The 18,199-nt window shown below is 63.6% G+C and carries 14 protein-coding genes; 8 read left to right on the plus strand and 6 right to left on the minus strand.

The window, feature by feature from the left end; genetic code table 11:
* Positions 1-99 precede the first annotated feature (99 nt).
* A complete protein-coding gene (gene lexA, locus AAFN84_RS10600) occupies positions 100-816 on the plus strand; it encodes a transcriptional repressor LexA (RefSeq protein ID WP_347514518.1) in 717 nt (238 codons plus the stop codon).
* Positions 817-859: 43 nt separating this feature from the next.
* Here lexA and AAFN84_RS10605 read toward each other — a convergent pair whose 3' ends face one another.
* The gene (locus AAFN84_RS10605) at positions 860-2,725 is read right to left on the minus strand and encodes an adenine deaminase C-terminal domain-containing protein (protein WP_347514519.1); all 1,866 of its coding nucleotides are present in this window, start codon (positions 2,723-2,725) and stop codon (positions 860-862) included.
* A 161-nt stretch (positions 2,726-2,886) separates the two neighbouring features.
* Here AAFN84_RS10605 and AAFN84_RS10610 point away from each other — a divergent pair, with 161 nt between their 5' ends.
* On the plus strand, positions 2,887-3,849 hold the full coding sequence (locus tag AAFN84_RS10610) for a nucleoside hydrolase (protein ID WP_347514520.1): 963 nt from the start codon (positions 2,887-2,889) through the stop codon (positions 3,847-3,849).
* A gap of 99 nt (positions 3,850-3,948) precedes the next feature.
* On the plus strand, positions 3,949-4,971 hold the full coding sequence (locus tag AAFN84_RS10615) for an LLM class flavin-dependent oxidoreductase (RefSeq protein ID WP_347514521.1): 1,023 nt from the start codon (positions 3,949-3,951) through the stop codon (positions 4,969-4,971).
* Between the two features lie 41 nt (positions 4,972-5,012).
* Here the strand turns inward: AAFN84_RS10615 and AAFN84_RS10620 are convergent, their stop codons facing one another.
* The 5 genes from AAFN84_RS10620 to AAFN84_RS10640 all read right to left on the minus strand — a co-directional run bounded on the left by AAFN84_RS10620 (position 5,013) and on the right by AAFN84_RS10640 (position 10,783).
* Entirely contained in the window at positions 5,013-5,765 is a 753-nt protein-coding gene (locus AAFN84_RS10620) for an ATP-binding cassette domain-containing protein (RefSeq protein WP_347514522.1), read from the minus strand.
* Entirely contained in the window at positions 5,762-6,679 is a 918-nt protein-coding gene (locus tag AAFN84_RS10625) for an iron chelate uptake ABC transporter family permease subunit (protein ID WP_347515105.1), read from the minus strand. Before AAFN84_RS10625 ends, AAFN84_RS10620 begins: the two co-directional genes overlap by 4 nt.
* Before the next feature lie 40 nt (positions 6,680-6,719).
* A complete protein-coding gene (locus AAFN84_RS10630) occupies positions 6,720-7,646 on the minus strand; it encodes an ABC transporter permease (protein ID WP_347515106.1) in 927 nt (308 codons plus the stop codon).
* Between the two features lie 118 nt (positions 7,647-7,764).
* Positions 7,765-8,667, minus strand: a complete 903-nt coding sequence (locus AAFN84_RS10635) for a siderophore ABC transporter substrate-binding protein (protein WP_347514523.1) — start codon at positions 8,665-8,667, stop codon at positions 7,765-7,767.
* Between the two features lie 67 nt (positions 8,668-8,734).
* Positions 8,735-10,783 (minus strand): TonB-dependent receptor, encoded by a 2,049-nt coding sequence (locus tag AAFN84_RS10640; protein WP_347514524.1) that lies wholly within the window; start codon positions 10,781-10,783, stop codon positions 8,735-8,737.
* Positions 10,784-10,910: 127 nt separating this feature from the next.
* Here AAFN84_RS10640 and AAFN84_RS10645 point away from each other — a divergent pair, with 127 nt between their 5' ends.
* The 5 genes from AAFN84_RS10645 (at position 10,911) to AAFN84_RS10665 (ending at position 18,187) form a co-directional block, all read left to right on the plus strand.
* The gene (locus AAFN84_RS10645; protein WP_347514525.1) at positions 10,911-12,335 is read left to right on the plus strand and encodes a glycosyl transferase family protein; all 1,425 of its coding nucleotides are present in this window, start codon (positions 10,911-10,913) and stop codon (positions 12,333-12,335) included.
* A gap of 254 nt (positions 12,336-12,589) precedes the next feature.
* Positions 12,590-14,638, plus strand: coding sequence for a Wzz/FepE/Etk N-terminal domain-containing protein (locus tag AAFN84_RS10650; protein ID WP_347514526.1), 2,049 nt, complete (start codon positions 12,590-12,592; stop codon positions 14,636-14,638).
* Between the two features lie 215 nt (positions 14,639-14,853).
* Positions 14,854-15,624: a sugar transferase gene (locus tag AAFN84_RS10655; RefSeq protein ID WP_347514527.1), complete on the plus strand. Its 771-nt coding sequence runs from the start codon at positions 14,854-14,856 to the stop codon at positions 15,622-15,624.
* A 142-nt stretch (positions 15,625-15,766) separates the two neighbouring features.
* Positions 15,767-17,107, plus strand: coding sequence for a UDP-glucose/GDP-mannose dehydrogenase family protein (locus AAFN84_RS10660; RefSeq protein ID WP_347515107.1), 1,341 nt, complete (start codon positions 15,767-15,769; stop codon positions 17,105-17,107).
* A gap of 69 nt (positions 17,108-17,176) precedes the next feature.
* Positions 17,177-18,187 carry a UDP-glucuronic acid decarboxylase family protein gene (locus AAFN84_RS10665; protein ID WP_347514528.1) on the plus strand — a complete coding sequence of 337 codons (1,011 nt, stop codon included), beginning with the start codon at positions 17,177-17,179 and terminating at the stop codon, positions 18,185-18,187.
* Positions 18,188-18,199 lie beyond the last annotated feature (12 nt).

An 18,199-nucleotide genomic window follows, 5' to 3' on the forward strand; every position in this document is an offset into this window, starting at 1 on the left:
CATCGGAAAATCAGTAAAATTTAAACTATTGCGGAACACAACTGGAACAGATAGTGTATGTTCTGGTTTTGTTTGCACTCTGATTCTCCGGGGCTTGCCATGCTGACGCGAAAGCAACACGAATTGCTGCTCTTCATCCACGAACGGATGAAGGAGACCGGCATCCCCCCCTCATTCGACGAAATGAAGGAGGCGCTCGACCTCGCCTCCAAGTCCGGCATCCACCGATTGATCACCGCGCTCGAGGAGCGCGGCTTCATCCGCCGCCTGCCGAATCGTGCCCGTGCACTCGAAGTGACACGGCTGCCGGACTCCATCGCGCCCGGGCTCAACCAGGCGCGCAAGTTCTCGCCGAGCGTCATTCAGGGCAGCCTCGGCCGTGCGCCGGAGAAGCCGCGCCTGCAGGCGACCGGCAATGACGACGATGTCGCGGCATCGGTATCCGTACCGGTGATGGGCCGTATCGCGGCCGGCGTGCCGATCAGCGCGATCCAGCAGAAGACGCATTCGATCAGCGTGCCGCCGGAGATGCTTGGCGGCGGCGAGCATTACGCGCTGGAAGTAAAGGGCGACTCGATGGTCGAGGCCGGCATCTTCGACGGCGACACGGTCATCATCCGCAATGCGTCCACGGCGACACCCGGCGAAATCATCGTGGCGCTCGTCGACGACGAGGAAGCGACGCTGAAGCGCTTCCGGCGCAAGGGCGACTCGATCGCCCTCGAAGCGGCCAACCCGGCCTACGAGACGCGCATCTTCGGACCGGACCGGGTCAAGGTGCAGGGCAAGCTGGTGGGGCTCATTCGGCGCTACTGAGGGCTTATAGCGTGACAGGGGTTGGCGTCGAACCGCATCGGCGTCAGAACACCACCGGATGGGTTTCGCCGGTCTGCACGTTGACGAGACCTTGGGGGGCATGGTCGCTCGGCGCGACGAGCACCCAGCGCCATGGCGCGCAGGTGAGCGTGGCGAAAGCCAGACGTTCGGGAAAGCCGGGACCCCAGCGGGGATGGAACGACGGCTCGAACATCCAGTCGACCTTTTCGCCCTCGGCGTAGAGCGCCTGCATCTCGGCGTGCAGCTCCTCAGCCGAGCGGCAGGACATCAGCCCCGCAACCTCGTAGCGAACGGTGGCAACCACCTCGCCTTCGCGCACCAGCGCCCAACCACCGTCATTTTCGGCGAGCGCGTTCACGGCCATGGCCATCGCCGCGTCCGACGAGCCGACGCACCAGACATTGTGCTTGTCATGCGCCATCGAACAGGCGAGCGCGGTCTCGGGCGTGCGCGGGCCGCAACCGAGCCAGAACATCTTCGACACGGCCCCCATGCCCGAGAAGCGATCTACGATCGCAAACTTGGTGATGTTGCGGGCCTCGTCGCGCTGGACAAAGCCGTCTGCCACGGGAAGTTCAAACGTGAGGAAGTCGTCGGTCCAGTGGAAGGGCCGCAATACGGCCGCCTGCATCGTTTCGCGGCCGGGTTCGGCTGCAATGTGGAAATCTTGAGCCGTCAGCGCCCGGCCGATATTGATCGTCTTTGTCGCCCATTCCGGCCAGTCGATCTTCGGGACCTCGGGCAGGTAGTCCTTGCCTTGCGAGACCTGGCGCCCGTCTGCCCAGACCCTGGCGATCTCAAATCGCTCGACGTCCGAAAGAAGCACGATGTCGGCATAGCGGCCCGGTGCGATCGATCCGACCCACGGCGTCAGCCGCATGTGGCGCGCCGGGTTGATCGTCACGCACTGGATGGCGATTTCGGGCGCCAGCCCCGCTTCGATCGCGAGACGCACATTGTGGTCGGTCGCGCCGAGCTTGAGGGTGTCGGAGGCGCTGCGGTCGTCGGTGGTGAGCGCGACCTGCGACCAGTCGGCAAGGCCCCTGTCGAGGAGCCCCCGGATGACCTCAGGCAGGCTGTGCGGACGGAGTTCCATGAACAGGCCGTGGGTAAGCTTGTCCCAGAACTCCTCAACCGTCCACGCCTCATGATCGGAGGCGAGGCCGGCTGCGGCAAACGCGTTGATGGTCGGCATGTCGCGGATACCCGCCGCGTGACCCTCGACGACGCCCCGTTGTTCGAAGGTCGCGCGGATCATGCCCCACAGGCGCTCATGGGAAGGGTTCTCCGGATTCCACACGGCTGGCCAGTCCATCACCTCGTCGAGGCCGGCGGTCATCAGGCTCTGGCGGAGAAAATCGCGCTGCTCGTCATAGCCGAGCCAGCCGCCACCGTGCTCGTAACCGGTTGGCGGCACGGCCGAACCAGGCAGCGGGAAGATCTTCAGCGGCGAGCCGGCGGCACGTGCCTTGAGCCAGAACTCCAGCGTCCGGGCGCCATTGACGTTGGAGAACTCGTGGCTCGCCTCGCAGGTCCAGGTGTTGCCGCGCGGCAAGACCAGGGCGGCCTCCCATTCGGGCGTCAGGTGCGAGCTCTCGATGTGCTTGTGCACCTCGCCGAGACCGGGCACCGCCGCGAGGTCCGGTTCGTGCACGCGCCGGCCGACCTCGCCCGGATAGCTGCCGGCGTCGCCGACATACGCGATGCGCCTGCCCTTGATCACGATCTCCTGATCGTCGCGCCATGTACGGGTCGCGACATCGAGAAGGCGCCCGACACGCAAGGCCACGTCCGCAGGCCGCTTTCCGAGCGCGACCAGCGTCAAATCCTGCCGGATGGCGACCTCGTTTCCGGCATCGAGGGAAATATCGTCTGGCAGCTTCGTCATCGGTCGGCGTCTTCCATCAAGTAGCGGAGCACAGGGTATGCACTCCGAAAGGCGCGACCTGCAAGGCCGGCGAACCCGCGCACGCGTATCCGGCGCACTCTGTGCAAATCCATCTTGCCGGCCTATAGGAGCGCGTCCAGACAGCCAAGCGGAGCAGGTGCATGCACAAGGTGATTTTCGATACCGATCCGGGGATCGACGATGCGATGGCGCTCCTGTTCCTGCACCAGCATCCCGACATCGACCTCGTCGGCATCACCACCGTCTTCGGCAACGGCACCATCGACACGACGACGCGCAATGCGCTCTTCCTGAAGGACGTGTGGAACATCGATGCCCCTGTCGCCAGGGGAGCCGGCGCACCGCTCAATCCGCTGCGGACATATGGCGCGCCGCCGGCGATCGTTCACGGCGACAACGCGCTCGGCAACATCGCGCTGCCGGACGAGATCCCCGGTACTGTCGACCCGCGCCCGGCACACCGTTTCATCATCGAGACCGTGCGTGCCGATCCCGGCGGAGTGACGCTCATCGCGGTGGGGCGCATGACCAATCTGGCGCTGGCGTTGCGCGAGGCGCCGGACATTGCCGGGCTGGTCAAGCAGGTCATCATCATGGGCGGCGCCTTCACCGTGCCGGGCAATGTCAGCCCGGTTGCCGAAGCCAATATTCTGGGCGATCCGGAGGCGGCGGATATGGTGGTGACCGCACCGTGGAAGACCATCGTCGTCGGGCTCGACGTGACGATGAAAACCATCATGTCCACCAGCACGCTGGAGCGTCTGGCCGCGCAAGGCGGGCCGCGTGCCAGGCTCCTGTCGGACATCTCGCAGCATTATATCGGCTTCTACTCCCGCTTCGTGGATGACGGCATGGTGATCCATGACAGTTGCGCCTGCGCGTTTCTCGTCGCGCCGCATCTGTTCGAAACCCGCAGCGGCGCGATGCGCGTCGTCAGCGAAGGCATCGCCGACGGACAGACGATCCAGAAGCCCGACGGCCGCTTCTTCCCGCCCGGTGCCTGGGACGGAAAGCCCAGCCAGCTCGCCTGTGTCGACATCGATGCCGACGCGGTCCTGCGGCTTATCGGCGACACGATCGTCGCGGAGCCGGCTTCAGCCTAGGCGCGAAGACAGTCTGTTCAGGAACGCGACCAGATTTGGGGGTGCGGCGCGGCGGCCGGGCGCCTAAATACGGCCGACACGTTAAAAGGCTGTTGAGACATGAAGAAGATAGGCTTCCTTTCCTTCGGGCACTGGTCGCCCTCGCCGCAGTCGGGCACGCGCTCGGCCGGTGACGCGCTGCTGCAATCGATCGACCTTGCGGTCGCGGCCGAGGAACTCGGCGCCGATGGCGCCTATTTCCGTATCCACCATTTCGCCCGGCAGCTCGCCTCGCCCTTCCCGCTGCTGGCGGCAGCCGGCGCCAAGACCAGTCGCATTGAGATCGGCACCGGCGTCATCGACATGCGCTACGAGAACCCGCTCTACATGGCGGAAGATGCGGGTGCTGCCGACCTGATCGCCGGCGGGCGCCTGCAGCTCGGAATCAGCCGTGGCTCGCCTGAACAGGTCATCGATGGCTGGCGCTATTTCGGCTATCAGCCGCAGGACGGCATGAGCGATGCCGACATGGGTCGCCAGCATGCCGAGGTGTTTCTCGACGTCATCCAGGGCAAGGGCTTCGCGCAGCCCAATCCGCGCCCGATGTTTCCCAACCCTCCCGGCCTGCTGCGCCTCGAGCCGTATTCCGAAGGACTACGCGAGCGCATCTGGTGGGGTTCCGGGTCCAACGCGACCGCCGCATGGGCGGCGAAGCTCGGCGTCAACCTGCAGAGCTCGACCCTGAAGGACGACGAGACCGGGCAGCCTTTCCACGTCCAGCAAGCTGAACAGATCCGCCTGTACCGCCAGGCATGGAAGGAAGCCGGCCACCAGCGCGAGCCGCGCGTGTCGGTGAGCCGCAGTATATTTGCGCTCGTCGACGAGCGCGACCGCGCCTATTTCGGCCGGGGCAACGAGGGTGAGGACAAGATCGGCTTCATCGACGAGAACACGCGGGCGATCTTCGGGCGAAGCTACGCGGCCGAACCCGACGTGCTGGTCAAGCAACTGGCCGAGGACGAAGCGATCGCGGAGGCGGACACCCTGCTTCTCACCGTGCCGAACCAGCTCGGCGTCGAGTACAATGCGCATGTGATCGAGAGCATTCTGAAACACGTGGCGCCGCAGCTTGGGTGGCGCTAGGCGGTCCCCGCTCTGCGGATTCGCCGGAAAGATGTCATAACTCAGTAGACGGCGACGAGCCGGCCGGCGATGGGGTGCACCGACACGTCGACCTCGTAGATCGCGCTCAGCAGGTCGGGTTTCATGACGTCTTCCGCTGTGCCGTGCTGCATGACGCGGCCGTCTTTCATCACCAGCAGCCGGTCGCAATGAGCGGCGGCCATGTTGATGTCGTGCAGCACGACGACGATGGTCTTGCCGAGATCGGTGGACGCATCGCGGACCAACCGCATGATCGCATTGGCGTGCTTGATGTCGAGATTGTTCAGCGGCTCGTCAAGCAGCACATAGTCGGTGTCCTGGCACAGCACCATGGCGATGAAGGCGCGCTGGCGCTGGCCGCCGGACAATTCGTCGAGGAACCTGTCGGCGAGGTTGCCAAGGTCGAGATAGTCGATCGCAAGGTCGACATGGACCTTGTCGTCCGGGGTATAGCGACCTTTGGAATAGGGGAACCGGCCGAAGGTAACGAGATCGCGCACTGTCAGGCGCGCCGTCATGTGATTGTCCTGGCGCAGGAATGACAGGCGGCGTGCGATGACGTCTCCGGCGGTATGCGCAAGGTCGAGCCCGTCGACGGAGACCCGCCCGCCATCGGCCTTGAGCACGCGCCCGATGATCGACAGCAGCGTCGACTTGCCCGCACCGTTTGGCCCGATGATCGCGGTGACGCCGGATCGCGCTATTTCGATGGATACGGCGTCGAGCACCACCGTTTCACCGTAGGATTTCGACAGGGATTCGACTTCGATCAACGTGCGGCTCCACGGATGACGAGAAGGATGAACACAACGCCCCCGATGAACTCGATGACGACGGACAGCGCGGTGTCGAAGGCGAAGACGCGTTCGAGGATCGTCTGCCCGGCGATGAGGAAAATCATCGCGACCAGGGCGGCGGCCGGCAGCAGCACGGCGTGGCGCGCGGTCGGCAACAGCAGATAGGCGAGGTTGGCGACCAGCAGCCCGAAGAACGCGACCGGCCCGACCAGCGCGGTGGAAACCGCAACCAGAAGCGTGACCAGCACAAGGGTGACGGATACGGCTCGCTGATGGTCCACTCCCAATGCGATGGCGTGATCGCGGCCGAGTGCCAGCACGTCGAGCACCGGCAGCATGCGCCAGACGGCTGCGCCGCAGGCCAGCACGATGACCGTGGCAATGAGAAGCAGCGACTGGTCGATGCCGTTGAAGCTCGCAAACATCCGGTCCTGCAGGATGAGGAATTCGGACGGATCGATAATGCGCTGGAGAAAGCCAGAGATCGAACGAAAAAAGACGCCGAAGACGATGCCCACGAGCAGCAGAAGGTGCAGGCTGCGCACCGTCGCCGAGAACAGCCAGCGATAGAGCAGGCCGGCGAAGACCAGCATCAGGCCGGTTTCCACGGCAAAGATCACGCGAGGATCCATGGCGGACACCCGGATCGCTCCAAGGGTGAAGACCAGCACGGTCTGGATGAGCGCGTAGAGCGCGTCGAAGCCCATGATGGCGGGCGTCAGGATGCGGTTGTTGGTGATGGTCTGGAACATCACCGTCGAGATCGCGATCGCCACCGCGACGATGACGAGGCCGGCGAGCTTCACGCCGCGAAACGGCAGGACGAAGCTCCAGTTGCCGCGCGCGCCCAGCGTCATGAAGGCGACGACAGCAACGGCAGTCGCGGCCAGGAGAAGCGCGAAGGCGAGTGTGACTCGGCGGCGGCGAGCTTCAGGCGACACGGGCCCTGCTCCGCAGCAAGAGATAGAGGAAGCAGGCGCTGCCGATCACGCCCATCGTCGCTCCGATCGGCAGTTCGTACGGGTAGATCACGATGCGGCCGACAATGTCACAGGCCAGCACCAGCCCGGCGCCGAGCAACGCGACCAGGGGAAGCGTGCGGCGCACATTGTCGCCCGCGACGAGGCTCACCACGTTCGGCACGATCAGACCGAGGAACGGGATGACGCCGACAGAGACCAACACGGCCGCGCTGACGAGCGACACGATGACGAGGCCGAGTGCGACGACGCGCCGGTGATTGACGCCGAGATTGGTGGCGAAGTCCTTGCCCAGGCCTGCCACGGTGAGGCGGTCCGCCACGAAGTAGGTGGCCAGCACCATCACGCCGGAAATCCACAGCAGCTCGTAGCGTCCACGCAGCACGATCGAGAAGTCACCCGTCGTCCAGGCGTTGAGCGACTGGAGCAGATCGTAGCGATAGGCAAAGAAGGTGGTTACTGCGCCAATGACGCCCGACAGCAGGATGCCGATGAGCGGCACCATCACGATGGAACGCAGCGGCACGGCGCGCAGGAGTTGCAGGAACAGTGCCGTACCGGCGAGCGCGAAAAGCGAGGCGACAAGCATCTTGCCGATGACGGGCAGATCGGGCGCGAACAGCGCTATCAGCAGCATGCCGAAGCTGGCTGCCTCCATGGTGCCGACCGTCGATGGCTCGACGAAACGATTGCGCACGAGCATCTGCATCACCAGGCCTGCCACCGCCATGCCCGCGCCGGCCAGGACCAGCGCCAGCGTGCGCGGCAGCCTGCTGACCAGCAGGATCTGCGCCGTCCTTCCATCCGCCCCTTCCGACCAGAGCGCCGAAAGCGAAACATCGCTGACGCCGAAGAACAGGCTCGCCACCGCGAGCATCAGCAGCACGGCGATGGCTGGCAAAAGGCTGGCGCGCGGATCGAAGGTCAATGGGCGTCCCCGGACATGGCAAGGCCGGCCATGACGACCGGCTCTGTCTTCCCGATTAGAGAAGAAGTCAGTCTTGCGAAACCGCCTCGGTGAGCTGCTCGATGCTGGTCTTCATCGCAGTCAGCCCTCCACCGACGATGTACCAGCTCACCGGATCGAGATAGACGACCTGGTCGTTCGTCCACGCGGTCGTCTGGCGAACCAGTTCGTTGTCGAGCATCTGGTTGGCAGCCTGACCCTCGCGGCCGATCGCGGCATCGCGGTCGACCACGAACAACCAGTCGGGATTGGTCTCGAGAATGAACTCGTTGGAGATCGACTGGCCATGAAGCCCCGTGTCGAGCTGCTCGACAGCGGGGGTGAAGCCATACTCGTCGTAGACGACGCCGAAGCGCGAGCCGGGACCATGCGCGCTCATGCGGCCGCCGGTCGTCAGGATGACGAGCACCGTGCCGGCGCCTTCTGACGCCTCGCGCAGCTTTGCCACTGCAGCATCGAGTTCGGCGACCGCGGCCTCCGCTTCGGCCTCCTTGCCGAAGATGCTGCCGAGGGTCTCGGCGTTCTTCTTCGCGCTGGCAACGAAGTCGCCGCGGTCGATCGACAGGTCGATGGTCGGCGCGATTGCCGCGAGTTCGGCATATTTGGGCGACGAGCGCCCGCCGACGATGACGAGATCGGGCGCCATCGCGGCCACAGCCTCGAAATCAGGCTCGAAGAGGGAGCCTATCGGGGGCAGGTCGGCGTCGCGGTATTTTTCCAGGTAGGCGGGAAGGTTGATGGCCGGGATGCCATCCACTTCCACACCCAGCGCGTCCAGCGTGTCGACGACGGCGAGGTCGTAGACCAGCACTGTCTCGGGGATGCCGTCGATTTCCGTTTCACCCTGCGCATGGGTGACCGTCATGGCGTGGCCGGGAGCGGAAAGGAAAAGCGCAAGCCCGAATGCGGACAGCAAGCTCTTGATGCTCATCGTTCTGGTTCCGTACGGTGTTTGAGGCAGAGGCCGCTGGCGTCAGGCTTGCGGCATGCGTTTGATTTCAGAACCTCGCGGTGGCTGACAGGAAGTAGGTCCTGCCATTTTCCTTGAAGTTCGATTCTGCCTTCGGCTGGCTGTCGAAGACGTTGTTGACGCCGAACTTGGCCGAGAAGCTGTCGTTGAAATCGTACTTCGCGGCGATGTCGACAACGAAGTAGGGCGAAACGTTCTGCGCCGTCAACGTCTCCGGTGTCAGCACGTAGTCGACCTGCTTGCCGTAATAGTTGAGCGTGGTGCTGAGAATGAGCTTGTCGGTGGCCTGCCAGGCGACATTGGTGTGCAGCGAGACCTCGGGATCGGCCGAAAGCGGCATGCCTGTCTCGAGGTTCTTCGACTCGATGAGATAGGTGAACGAGTTCGTCCACGTCACGTCGGAATGGACGGGCACTGTGAGGAAGCCCTCGACACCCTGGCTGCGCGCGCGGTCGACATTGACCTGCTGGACATATTTCGTGCCGTCCTCGGTGATGAGCGAGGCGACGCGCGCCGAGGTGATCTTGTCTTCGATGACGTTGTAGAAATAGGTCAGCCCGCCGTGCCATGCACCATCATCATAGATGAAGCCGGCCTCGAAGCTGTCGCTCGTCTCGGGCTGCAGATCCGGATTGCCGACCATTTCGCAAGGCCCGCCCACCGCTCCGCAGCCGCGCCCACGCGACGTAGTCACCCAGTTGGGGTTGAGCTGGCGCAGGTTCGGCGCCTTGAACGCCCTTGCCCAGCCCGCCTTGAAGGTAACGGCGTCGGTCAGGTCGTAGTTGAGGTAGGCCTTGGGACTGAAATGCGAGCCGAACTCGTCATGGTAGTCGTAGCGCAGACCGCCCGTGAGCTTGAGCCGATCGGTGACGTGGATCTGGTCCTCGACGAACAGGGCCGCCGTCAGGCTGTTGGCGATCGGCGATCCGGTCTCGCCGGTAACGGTGTTGGGCTTGCCGAGATTCGCCGGATCGTTCAGCTCTTCGTGGCGTATTTCGCCGCCAAGCGTCAGGTCCTGAGAGAACATCATGTCGATCGGCATCGCGATCTTGCCGTCGAGCGCGTAGTTGCGCAGCGTGATGCCGTCGCCAAGATAGGCGCCGCCTCGATCCAGGATTTCGTATTCGTTCATCACGTCCTCCATGAAGGCCGTCACGGTGGAGGTGCCGATGTCCCATTCGCCGACATGGCGCAGGGAGGCCGTCGAGCGCTTGATCGTGCGCTCGGTCTCTTCCTCGAACGGTTCGTACCGTTCGCGGCCATGGGCGAGATCGAGGTCGAAGACGTGATCGGCGCTCGGTGTCCAGGTGAAACGGCCGTTCAGATCGAAATCGTCACTGCCGCGCGGTGACTGGATGTCGCCGGCCAGCACCGGATCGTCTGCGGCCTTGCGTGAGATGTTGCCGAAACCGGTGAAGGACAGCACGTCCTTGATGATCGGGCCGCTGACGAAGCCGTTGAGGCGTTGCGTGCCACCGGTCGCACCGCTCTCCGGTATCAGAAGCTCCGTTGTGACCGAACCGGACCACACTTCGCCACCCTTCTTGGTGATGATGTTGATGACGCCACCCAGCGCATCCGACCCGTACAGCGTCGACATCGGCCCACGCACCACCTCTATGCGCTCGATTGCTTCAATCGGGACCCAGTCGAGGTCGCCATTGTAGTGGCGCAGCATCGACAGGCCGGCGTTAACGCGCTTGCCGTCGATGAGGATCAACGTATAGCCGTCGCCGAGCCCGCGAATGCTGATGCCCCGCGTGCCGTCGCTGCCGAAGCCGACACTGACGCCAGGCGCCGTGCGAATCGCCTCGGATAGATCGGCGATCGCCTTTTGCTCGAGACTCGTCTGATCGATGACGGACACGCTCGCGGGGGCGTCGCGCACATCGGTCGCGATCGAAGACGCGGTTACGACCAGGGTCTGCAACTGGGTGATATCGGCTGCGGACGCTTCGTAGCCGGCGTCCTGCGCCTGGGCCGCCGTCGCCAGAAGCCCGCTGAAACAGGTTCCGAGAATGAGTGCCCGCCGCATGGCGCCGAGACGACCGCGATCGATTGAAGGATAAGTGATCATTTGAACCCCGCCACCGCTTTAAACTTGACTGGCAAACTCCTATTAATGTCCGCCAATGCGGGCAAGACCTATGTTTCAGAGCGATTCCAAGTTCAGTAAAATGCAACAAGCGAGCGGAGGCGGCCGGATGGATGTCGAGTTGCCCACGTCGCCGTTGGGCCGGTTGCGGTTGCTCGTGGCCCTTGATGCCCTGCTCGTCGAAGGAAGCGTGACAGCGGCCGCGCGTGCGCTGGACATGGGCGTGCCAGCGATGAGCCGGCTGCTTTCGCAACTACGCGCGCTTTATGACGACGACCTCGTGACCCGGACCGGCCGCAAGCTGGTGCCGACGCCCTTTGCCGAGACGTTGCGGCCGCGCGTGCGGGCACTGGCGGCCGAAGCAGCCGAACTCGTCCATCCCAAGGCCGTGCAGGAGCGCGAGCGGCGCGCTGGCGGTTCAGGGCTCAAGCCGCCGCTCGTGCAGCACGCGCCACTGGCCATGAAGCCGACCCCGCTGATCGAGGGTCAACCCGACCATGGTGTCATCGTGCGCAGGCTCGCAGGCATCGACGGCGCCGCCGAGCCGAAGCAAAGGCTGGCGCGCTACATAGCCACCATCGGCGCCGGCGTCGGGCAGACGCGGCCGCTTACCCAGGACGAAGCGCAGGATGCCGTTGGTATCGTGCTCGAAGGCGAGGCAGATCCGATCCAGATCGGTGCGCTTTTGGTGGCGATGCAATATCGTGGGGTCACAGCCAACGAACTGGCTGGCATGGCAAGCGCGGCACGGCGTAATTTCATTGCTATCGGCACCAGCTCTCCTGCCGCTGATCTGGACTGGCCGGCCTACCTCTCGCCGCGCAATACCAATCCCCCATGGTTCCTGCTGGCCGCGCTGCTCGTTGCGCGCGCCGGGCACCGCGTACTCCTGCATGGTTTCGGGCGCGGACTCGGCCCGCTTCATGAAGCGCTGGACGCCACTGGTATCCCGCTTTGCCTGTCTGTCGACGAGGCAGCGACCACCTTGCGGGGCGGCGGCATCGCCTACATGCCGTTGTCGGCGGCGGATCAGCAGCTACAGGCCCTGATGTCGCTTTATCGCCTGTTCGAAATGCGCTCGCCGCTGAACATGGTCGTTCAACTGCTCAATCCGCTGGCGGCACCGCGAACGATCGTGGGGGTGCCATCTGCCGCCGGGCGCACACTGCAGCGCGACGCCGCCGCCGCACTCGGCTGGCCGGGACTGCTGGCTGTCGGCAGCAACCGCGACGTCGCCCAGGCGACGCCGTTTCGGGCGATGCCGCTGGCGCTGCTCGAAGCGGGGCACACAAAGGAACTTTCAGTTCGTCCGGTTTTGCCACGGCTCTCGAGCAAGGCGCGCAGCGGCTTCACTGCGGCCGAATATTGTCTGGGATTGTGGGACGGCCGGGTCCGCGACGACTACGCACTGGAAACCGTGATCGCCACGGCGGCACTCGCACTGATGATTTGTGGCCCGCGAGATTCCGATTTCGATCAAGCACGAAGACTGGCGCGCGACTTGTGGTCTGACAGGAACAGCAAATTGACGTAACTGATGCTGATTAAAGGCTATATTGGCCCTGATCCCGCGATTAGTAATCTCTAATATAATCCGCCTTTCCTTGTACATTTATTCTCTCTAACAAACGAATGTATTCTCGATAAAGTTACTCTTGCCATTAACAATCTATTAACTCACTATGACTGTCTCGTTATCAGACAAGCGTATGTGTCATGAGTGTTATCAGCGGCGAAGGCCATCGTTCTGTTTCGCACCATCGAAACAGTGTTGGCGTGCAGAACGCGTTGGAACACGATATTGCCCCGCAGCCTTTTGATCTGCACGGGTCGCTGAATTTTCTTCTTCGTCAGATCAAGCTGATCGTTTCAACGATCATCGCCGTGATCGGTCTTGTTGCTGTCGGCCTCTTCCTGACAACTCCGCTCTACAGTGCGGCGACGCTGGTTCTCGTCGACCCTAACAGGAAAAGTCTTCTCGACCCCGCGCTGCGGGGCATGGATGCGTCTGCGGACAACGCCCGCGTCGGCAGCGACGTGGAGATCATGCGTTCCGACAGGGTGCTGCTGAAGGTGATCCGAGACCGTGACCTGGCGAGCGACGGCGAGTTCGGGTCCAGGATCGGACTGGCGGACCGGATCGGCAGTCTGCTGGCGCGTCGTCCGCCGATCGAATCGGGCAGCCAGCAGGAATTGGCCGATGTGCTCGACAATTTTCGCGAAAAGGTTTCGGTCCGACGTCGCGGACTGACCAATCTGGTGGCAGTTACCGTCCGGTCCGAGGATGCCCGCAAGTCGGCGGACCTTGCCGACGCGATCGCGCGCGCGCATATCGCGCTGGAGGTTCAAGCCAAGATCGATGCAACGCGTTTGGAGCGCAGTGCCATCGAGGCGCGGATTATGCATGCCAGAACCAACCTGGTGGAGGCGGAGACGGCGCTCTCGCGCTACGTGGCGGACCATATGAATCGCGCCGTGGGATCTGCCGGCAACGCGCAGTTGACGGCCTTGCGTGACGAGATCGCCGCGCTGAGAGAGCGGAAGGCTGAGATTTCCAACTCTCTTTCACGTCGCGACGTCAGCGCTGACCGGAACTCGTTTTCCGTCCGCGAACCCGTGCCGGGACGGTTCGGAGGGACGGCCGCCGACGCGACCGGCATGATCATGACGGCTAGCCTTCGCGACGAAGTCGGGGACATCGACAGCCGGCTCGCGATTGCGCAAGAAAGTTTCGCTGCGGCGTTCGCCAATATCGATCTTCCACCGCCCATGCTCGCGGATCTCCATGCGGCGCGCGAGACCGCGGCCAATGCGAAGCGTCACCTCGAGACCTTGCTTTCCCGCCGACTGACCCTCGAAGCGGAGGCGGTCCTGCAGGTGCCCGACAGCCGGATAGTCTCTGAGGCAACGGCTGCGGCGCAGCCGAGCTTTCCAAGCCTGCCCCTCATCGCCACGCTCGCCGGCTTCGCCGCATGCGGGATCGGCGTCGGCGCGGCATTTCTGCGCGAAAACTATGTCGGCGGCTTCACCACCGTGGGCCAGCTTGCCTCGGTCGCCAAGCGCCGCGTCGGTGCCGTGTTGCCGAATGAACCGAAACGACGCGGGTTCTCCACACTCGCCGATGCTTACGTCGCCGCTCCGTTTTCGGGCTTCTGCGAGGGGGTACGGCGGCTGAGGGCGGCCGTCGATACGGCGTTGAACGCAGACGAGCAGCAACGCTCGGCTCATCAAACGTGCGGCAAGGTCGTCATGGTGACCTCAGCGCTGCCGGAAGAAGGCAAGACCACCGTCGCGCTTTCACTGGCCAGGGCCTACGCGCTGTCGGGCCGCAGCGTGATCCTGCTCGACTGCGACCTGCGCAAGCCCGCTTTGCACAGCCACCTCGCCGTGAAGGACTCCACCGGTCTCGTCGACGTGCTGACGGGAAGGGTGGCAGATAGCGACCTGTCGCGAATTCTCGTGGCCGATCCAAGATCGGACCTGACGTCGATCGTCGGGGGGCGCCATGCCGATATTCCGACTGATCAACTGTTTGCGACGCGATCGTTCAGCCAGATCATCGCGTCGGCGCGCGCGAGCTTCGACTATGTGGTCATCGATGCGCCGCCGATCGAGCCCGTGGTCGACGGCATGTATCTCGCGCGTCATGCTGACGCGATCGTCTTCGTGGTTCGGTGGGCACGAACGCCACAACGCGCGGTTGTCCACGCACTCGACCAGTTGGCGTTGATGATTGGGGCGTCAACCAAGGTGGTTGCCACCCTCAATGGACAAAAGATTGGTTTGAGCGGCTACAGAAGGGGCTATGCGGGAGGCGAAAGGAACGCGCCAGCCTGACGCACGCCATTGCAGGAATGATCTGCCCACCGGGTGGCCATCGGCCTACGCGGCGAATACCCATTACTTGATAATATAAATCCGCTCATTGAGATAAATATATTCGCTTTTCTGTATTCTACGTCTTTTTGAATGACGACAGTTGCATTATATAGTGACGCGGTTGAAATTTTATGTTTGTATATATTATGTGATTACAGGGCGCAGGGCTGAGTATGAGTTACCTATCGGATATCCATGGAGCTGGAAGCTTCACGCCGCTCGCCTGCCCTTCCGAGCCGCCGCAGCACCGCCATCAGGTAGAGGAGGTGGATCAATCGGGGATTGCTTTGTGGTTCTCCGGAGGCGGACCCATCTCGCCGCGCATGACGCGGTGGCGAAACTGGCGGCTTGCGATCAAACGCATCGCGGACATCGTCATCAGCCTAGCGGTGCTTCTGCTCGCGCTGCCATTCTTGGTCGCCATCGGCCTGGCAATCCGGGGTACCAGCGCCGGCGGAGCAATATTCCGGCAACGGCGCGAGGGCCTTGGAGGCCACCCGATCGAGATCCTCAAGTTCAGGTCGGTCTACAGCGAGCATTGCGACGAGGCCGGCCTCTGCCAGATGTCACGAAACGACCCGCGGGTCACGCCGCTGGGCCGCTTCCTGCGCCGCACAAGTCTCGATGAGCTGCCTCAGCTCGTAAACGTGCTCAAGGGAGAAATGTCTCTCGTCGGACCGCGGCCTCATCCTGCCGGCTTGATGGCGGCCGGCCAACGCTATCAGGACCTGGTGCCCTTCTACGAGGCGCGTCTGGCCATGAAACCCGGCATCACCGGCTGGGCACAGGCGCATGGCCTGCGCGGGCCAACCTGCGATCCCGAGATGGCCCGGCGGCGTGTCGAGCACGACATCGCCTACATCCAGAATTTCACGCTCGCGCTTGACGCACGGATAGTGGCGCGAACGTTCGTCAACGAATTCTTACGTGGCTCAGGGGGCTGAGCGGGTTTCAGGGGGAACCTTCAAATCACTGACATCCAGTTGTGGTCGAATCATCGCGATCCGAACCCGGATTCCGGCCCGAATCGCGGCCGATCTTCGACCTCGAGCGGCTGCGAAGCCCCGAACTGATGGAGTTGAGATGATGCATATTGCCGTACTCGGCTCCGGCTATGTCGGCCTTGTCAGCGGAGCATGCCTTGCGGATTTCGGCCACCGCGTGACATGCGTGGACCTCGACGCCGGCAAGATCGCTCAGTTGCGCGCTGGCCGCATCCCGATCTTCGAGCCCGGGCTCGAGCAACTGGTGGCAAGCAACGCCGCCAGCGGCCGGCTTTCCTTCTCGACCGCCATAGAGGATGCGGTGGCGGCGGCCGACGTGGTCTTCATTGCGGTCGGGACGCCTTCGCGGCCGCAGGACGGTTCCGCCGACCTGTCTTATGTGTACCGCGCGGCTGAAACCATCGGCACTGCGATGCGCGGCTTCACGGTCGTCGTCACCAAGTCCACCGTCCCGGTGGGCACGGGCGACGAGGTCGAACAGATCATCGCGCGCAGCAGCAGGGGCGGCGATTTCGCGGTGGTGTCGAACCCCGAATTCCTGCGGGAAGGCATGGCCATCCATGACTTCATGCAACCCGACCGGATCGTGATCGGCACCGAGGACGCGCGGGCCCGCGCGGTGATGGCCGCGATCTACCAGCCGCTGGGCGGCTCCGTGCCGATCCTCAACGTCACGCGTCGTACCTCCGAGCTCATCAAATATGCCAGCAACGCGTTCCTGGCGATGAAGATCACGTTCATCAACGAAGTGGCGGATCTGTGCGAGGCGCTCGGGGCCGAAGTGCCGGATGTCGCGCGCGGCATCGGGCTTGACCAGCGCATCGGGCCGAAATTCCTCAATGCCGGCCCCGGCTATGGCGGCTCCTGTTTTCCAAAGGACACGCTGGCCCTCGTCAAGGCAGCGCGCGACCACGGGGTACCGGTGTCGCTGATCGACACGACGGTGGAGGCGAATGCCGCGCGCAAGCAGGCAATGGCGCGCAAGGTCGTGACCGCATGCGGCGGCAGCGTCAAGAACAAGAAGGTCGCCGTGCTCGGCCTCACCTTCAAGCCCGACACAGACGACATGCGTGAATCACCGTCGCTGGCGATCATCGACGCGCTGCAGAAGCAGGGCGCGTCGATCACGGCGTATGATCCCGAAGGCATGGCCACCGCCGCGCGCCTGCTCTCCAACGTCGAATATGGCCTTGACGCCTATTCGATCGCGGACGGCGCCGATGCGCTGGTGATCGTGACCGAGTGGAGCGAGTTTCGCGCGCTCGATTTCCCGCGCCTCGGCGCGATGATGAAGAGCCGCATCCTGGTCGACCTACGCAACATCTACGACGCGGACCAGCTTGCGGAACACGGCTTTCTTTACACGTCGATAGGCCGGCAGGACCGGGTGCAGGCGGGGCAGATAATGCAAGCGGCGGAATAGATTTTCCGCACGGTTCCGGGCGTGCCGCCGGGACCGTTGACGTCCAGTCCGGCACGGTGGTGAAGCGTAATGAGTTCCAACGCCAAGCGTATCCTGGTCACCGGCGGCGCCGGCTTCATCGGCTCGCATCTGTGCGAGCGGCTGCTGGATGACGGCGCCGACGTGCTTTGCGTCGACAATTTCTTTACGGGCCGGCGCGACAACGTCGCTCACCTTATCGGGCGGCCCGGCTTCGACATCCTTCGCCACGACATCACGCTGCCGCTGAGTGTCGAGGTGGACGCGATCTACAATCTCGCCTGCCCGGCTTCTCCGGTGCACTATCAGCACGATCCCATCCACACCACCAAGACAAGTGTGATCGGCGCGCTCAACATGCTGGGACTGGCCAAGCGGCTGCGCGCGCCGATCCTGCAGGCATCAACCTCCGAAGTCTATGGCGACCCCGCCGTGCATCCGCAGGTCGAGGACTACTGGGGCAACGTCAATCCGGTCGGCCCCCGCTCCAGTTACGACGAAGGCAAGAGATGCGCCGAAACCCTGTTCTTCGACTATCGCCGCCAGCACGATCTTTCGATCAAGGTGGTGCGCATCTTCAATACCTATGGGCCGCGCATGCATCCGGATGACGGGCGCGTGGTCTCCAACTTCATCATGCAGGCACTCGAAGGCAAGGACATCACCGTCTATGGCGACGGCAGCCAGACGCGCTCGTTCTGCTATGTCGACGACCTCGTCGATGGCCTGGTGCGCATGATGCACACCGGCCATGACACGACCGGGCCGGTCAATCTCGGCAACCCGGAAGAGTTCACCATCACCGGACTGGCCGAACTCGTCGTGGAGATGGTGGGCTCGCCTTCAAGGATCGTCCACCGTCCGCTTCCCACCGACGATCCGCGCCAGCGCCGGCCGGAGATCGCGCGCGCTGCGGACCTCTTGGACTGGCAGCCCAAGGTGGAACTGAGACGCGGCCTGATGAGGACGATCAACCATTTCAGGCGACTGACAGCCTCAAAAAGCGCGCGGCCGAACGGGGCTATGCGCCCCAACACAGCGATGGACCAAATGGAGATCTGAGAGCCAAGGGGG

The sequence above is a fragment of the Mesorhizobium sp. CAU 1741 genome (assembly GCF_039839275.1).
Classification (GTDB): domain Bacteria; phylum Pseudomonadota; class Alphaproteobacteria; order Rhizobiales; family Rhizobiaceae; genus Aerobium.